This window comes from Amycolatopsis sp. NPDC104587 (genome assembly GCF_055583645.1).
On the sequence record NZ_JBVJNO010000031.1, the window covers coordinates 1 to 3,272 of the forward strand.

Sequence of the window (3,272 nt, forward strand, 5' to 3'; positions counted from 1 at the left end):
GTGGTGTTTCAGAACCGTAGAGTGGATGCGCAACATCTTCGTAGACAAGTCCTCGGCCTATTAGTACCAGTCAACTCAACAACACATTACTGTGCTTCCATCTCTGGCCTATCAACCCAATGGTCTATTGGGAGCCTTAACCCACAAAGGGTGGGATACCTCATCTTGGAACAGGCTTCCCGCTTAGATGCCTTCAGCGGTTATCCCTTCCGAACGTGGCCAACCAGCCATGCCCCTGGCGGAACAACTGGCACACCAGAGGTTCGTCCGTCCCGGTCCTCTCGTACTAGGGACAGCCTTCCTCAAGTATCCTACGCGCGCGGCGGATAGGGACCGAACTGTCTCACGACGTTCTAAACCCAGCTCGCGTGCCGCTTTAATGGGCGAACAGCCCAACCCTTGGGACCTACTCCGGCCCCAGGATGCGACGAGCCGACATCGAGGTGCCAAACCATGCCGTCGATATGGACTCTTGGGCAAGATCAGCCTGTTATCCCCGGGGTACCTTTTATCCGTTGAGCGACACCCCTTCCACCAGGAGGTGCCGGATCACTAGTCCCGACTTTCGTCCCTGCTCGACATGTCTGTCTCACAGTCAAGCTCCCTTGTGCACTTGCACTCAACACCTGATTGCCAACCAGGCTGAGGGAACCTTTGGGCGCCTCCGTTACTCTTTAGGAGGCAACCGCCCCAGTTAAACTACCCATCAGGCACTGTCCCTGAACCAGATCATGGCCCGAGGTTCAGATTCCCAATTCGACCAGAGTGGTATTTCAACAACGACTCCACAGTAACTAGCGTCACCGCTTCACAGTCTCCCACCTATCCTACACAAGCCGAACCGAAAACCAATACCAAACTATAGTAAAGGTCCCGGGGTCTTTCCGTCCTGCCGCGCGTAACGAGCATCTTTACTCGTAGTGCAATTTCGCCGGGCCTGTGGTTGAGACAGCCGGAAAGTCGTTACGCCATTCGTGCAGGTCGGAACTTACCCGACAAGGAATTTCGCTACCTTAGGATGGTTATAGTTACCACCGCCGTTTACTGGCGCTTAAATTCTCAGCTTCGCCATTGCTGGCTAACCGGTCCTCTTAACGTTCCAGCACCGGGCAGGCGTCAGTCCATATACATCGTCTTGCGACTTCGCATGGACCTGTGTTTTTAGTAAACAGTCGCTTTCCGCTGGTCTCTGCGGCCACCCACCCCTAGCTCGAGAAGAGCTTCAGGATGTTTGGCCCCCCTTCTCCCGAAGTTACGGGGGCATTTTGCCGAGTTCCTTAACCACAGTTCACCCGATCGCCTTGGTATTCTCTACCTGACCACCTGTGTTGGTTTGGGGTACGGGCCGTGCATGCACTCACTAGAGGCTTTTCTCGGCAGCATAGGATCACTCTACTTCGCCTCAAACGGCTACGCATCACGTCTCAGGATATATAGCTGGCGGATTTGCCTACCAACTTCCCTACACGCTTACACCAGTACTACCACTCACTGGCGGAGCTACCTTCCTGCGTCACCCCATCGCTTGACTACTACGAAATCAGGTCCCACGCTCCACAATGCCAACTCCATCCGAAGACTTCGCCGGCACGCTTTGGGTGGTTAGTATCAAACGCCTCGTCATGGGCGCACATGCTCGGGTACGGGAATATCAACCCGTTGTCCATCGACTACGCCTGTCGGCCTCGCCTTAGGTCCCGACTTACCCTGGGCGGATTAGCCTGGCCCAGGAACCCTTGGTCATCCGGCGGCAGAGTTTCTCACTCTGCATTCGCTACTCATGCCTGCATTCTCACTCCCACACCCTCCACCGCTAGCTTCCGCCACGGCTTCCCTGGATGCAGGACGCTCCCCTACCCATCAACACGACTACACAAGGACTTCAAGAGCCCAAGTGGATCTATTGTGTCAATGACACAGCTTCGGCGGTGTGCTTAAGCCCCGCTACATTGTCGGCGCAGGACCACTTGACCAGTGAGCTATTACGCACTCTTTCAAGGGTGGCTGCTTCTAAGCCAACCTCCTGGTTGTCTGGGCAATCCCACATCCTTTCCCACTGAGCACACACTTAGGGGCCTTAGCTGGTGTTCTGGGCTGTTTCCCTCTCGACGACGAAGCTTATCCCCCGCCGTCTCACTGCCACGCTCTCACTTATTGGTATTCGGAGTTTGGTTGATTTCGGTAACCCGGTAAGGCCCCTAGACCATCCAGTAGCTCTACCCCCAACAAGAAACACGTGACGCTGCACCTAAATGCATTTCGGGGAGAACCAGCTATCACGGAGTTTGATTGGCCTTTCACCCCTACCCACAGCTCATCCCCTCAGTTTTCAACCTAAGTGGGTTCGGGCCTCCACGACGTCTTACCGTCGCTTCACCCTGGCCATGGGTAGATCACTCCGCTTCGGGTCTAGACCACGCGACTCATTCGCCCTATTCAGACTCGCTTTCGCTACGGCTACCCCACACGGGTTAACCTCGCCACGCAGCACTAACTCGCAGGCTCATTCTTCAAAAGGCACGCCATCACCCATCACAGGCTCTGACGGCTTGTAGGCACACGGTTTCAGGTACTCTTTCACTCCCCTCCCGGGGTACTTTTCATCTTTCCCTCACGGTACTAGTCCGCTATCGGTCTTCAGGAAGTATTTAGGCTTACCGGGTGGTCCCGGCAGATTCACAGCAAATTCCACGAGCTCGCTGCTACTCGGGAACACCACCAAGAACAACAACACAAGTTTTCGCGTACGGGGCTCTCACCCACTCCGGCCGCCCATCCCAAGGCGTTCCACTAACCCATGCGTCAATTCCGAAGAAATGTCAGTCTCTTCAAGGTGGGTCCCACAACACCGCCTGCACAACGCCTGACAGCTTGACATACAAACGGTTTAGCCTCTTCCGCTTTCGCTCGCCACTACTCACGGAATCACGGTTGTTTTCTCTTCCTACGGGTACTGAGATGTTTCACTTCCCCGCGTTCCCTCCACACACCCTATATATTCAGGTGCGGGTAACACCACATCACTGGTGCTGGGTTTCCCCATTCGGAAATCCTCGGATCACAGCTCGGTTGACAGCTCCCCGAGGCTTATCGCAGCCTCCTACGTCCTTCATCGGCTCCTGAAGCCAAGACATCCACCATGTGCCCTTAACAACTTGACCACAAAGATGCTCGCATCCACTCTACAGTTCTCAAACACCACACCAGAAACAAACCACATTCCCAGGCAATGAAGCCCGAGGCGTGTTGCCTCAGGACCCAACAGTGTGCTT

Annotated in this window: 1 rRNA gene; it reads right to left on the minus strand. The window is 55.0% G+C overall.

The window, feature by feature from the left end:
- Window positions 1–40: 40 nt before the first annotated feature.
- Window positions 41–3,161: ribosomal RNA gene (locus ACZ61C_RS47595) — 23S ribosomal RNA — on the minus strand.
- Window positions 3,162–3,272 lie beyond the last annotated feature (111 nt).